At 64.8% G+C, this 1,733-nt stretch carries 2 protein-coding genes; both read right to left on the bottom strand.

The genetic code is table 11. The features are described 5' to 3' along the window. A partial coding sequence (locus Q1J79_RS18060) for an acyl-CoA dehydrogenase family protein (protein WP_300303125.1) occupies positions 1 to 1,094 on the bottom strand: 1,094 nt, incomplete at its 3' end. Positions 1,095 to 1,130: 36 nt separating this feature from the next. Continuing rightward, positions 1,131 to 1,733, bottom strand: a 603-nt coding sequence (locus Q1J79_RS18055; RefSeq protein WP_300303124.1) for an acyl-CoA dehydrogenase family protein, incomplete at its 5' end; no start/stop codon positions are given.

The following is a 1,733-nucleotide window of genomic DNA, read 5'->3' as shown; positions in this document are numbered from 1 at the left end:
TGGTCGGCATGGCCGAACAGCGTGTCGATGGTCATCAGGCGCTTCATGTAATGGCCGACATTCAGCTCATCGGTCATGCCCATGCCGCCATGCAGCTGCACGGCCTGCTGGCCGACGAACCGCCCCGAGCGGCCGGTCTGCACCTTGGCGGCGGCAGCGGCCTTGGCGCGCTCCTTCGCCGGCGCATCCATCTTCAGGTTGGCCAGCAGCGACAGCGACCGGGCGCTTTCCACCTGCATCATCATGTCGACCAGGCGATGCTGGATCACCTGGAAATCGCCAATCGCGCGGCCGAACTGCTTGCGTGTCTTGGCATAGGCCAGCGTGGTCTCGTGCAGGGCGGCCATGGCGCCAACCGCTTCGGCGGCCAGATAGCCAATCGCCTGGTCGACCACCTTCTCCACCGCCGGCAGCGCGCCGGCCGGATCGCCCAGCACGGCCAGGGCCGGCGCCTTCTCAAAAGCGATGTCGGCGGCGCGGCCGTTATCGACGGTGCGGTAATCCTGCCGCGACACGCCGGCGCCGTTGGCATCCACCACGAACAGGCCGAGGCCCTTCTCGTCGGCATCATTGCCCGCCGTGCGCGCCAGCACGATCAGCTTGTTGGCGCTGGGGGCATCGCGCACCACGATCTTCTTGCCGCTGATGGTCCAGCCGCTGCCGTCCTTCACGGCCTTGGTGCGCACTTCATTAAGCGCGAAGCGGCCGCCATGCTCGGCGAAGGCGAAGGCCCATTTCACTTTGCCCTCGGCAATCTGCGGCAGGTATTCGGCCTGCTGCTTCGCGTCGCCGGCCGCCATGATCAGGCCGGCGCCGAGGATCACGGTGGAGAAATACGGCTCGGCCACCAGATGGCGGCCAAAACGCTCGGCCAGCAACATGGTATCGACGCTGCCACCGCCCAGGCCGCCATGATCCTCGGGCAGCGGGATGCACAGCCAGCCCAGCTCGGCCATGGTCCGCCAGTTCTCCTCGGCATAGCCCAGGTCTGTTTTCACCAGTTTGCGCCAGCGCTCGAAATCGTATTTGTCCTGCAGCCAGCTTTCCACGCTGTCGGCCAGCAGCTTCTGTTCTTCGGACAGATTGAAATCCATTGTCTCGCTCTTCCCTGCTTCAGAATTGTGTTCGCGTTACAGGCCCAGCACCATCTTGGCGATGATGTTGCGCTGAATCTCGTTCGAGCCGCCATAGATCGTGGTGGCGCGGTTGTAGAGGAACGCCTCCATGCGGCCCTGGGCATAATCGGGGCCGACCGGCGGCTGGTTGGAGCCATCCGGACGATGCTCATACGGGTTGGCGTAATAGCCCAGCGCCTCGCAGGCCAGCTCGGTGATGCTCTGCTGGATTTCCGAGCCGCGGATTTTCAGCATGCTGACCTCTGGCCCCGCGCCCTTGCCGGCGGTTTCGGCCGCCAGCACGCGCAGGTTGGTGTATTCCAGCGCCATCAGGTCGATCTCGACGGCGGCCACCTTGGCGCGGAAATCCGGCTCGTCGATCAGCGGCGCGCCGAAAGCCTGTTCGGCGCGGGCGATTTCCTTCAGGCGGCGCAGGCGCTGCTTGGAGGTCGAGACCTCGGCGATCGTGGTGCGCTCGTTGCCCAGCAGGAATTTGGCATAGGTCCAGCCCTTGCCTTCCTTGCCGATCAGGTTGGCCTTGGGCACGCGCACATTGTCGAGGAACACCTCGTTCACGCCATGGCCTTCATCGATGGAGATGATCGGCCGCACGGTGAT

Source organism: Ferrovibrio sp. (assembly GCF_029255545.1).
Taxonomy (GTDB): Bacteria; Pseudomonadota; Alphaproteobacteria; order Ferrovibrionales; family Ferrovibrionaceae; genus Ferrovibrio.
The sequence above is the reverse complement of the archived record's forward strand: the minus strand, read 5'-3'. Positions and strand labels throughout refer to the sequence as shown.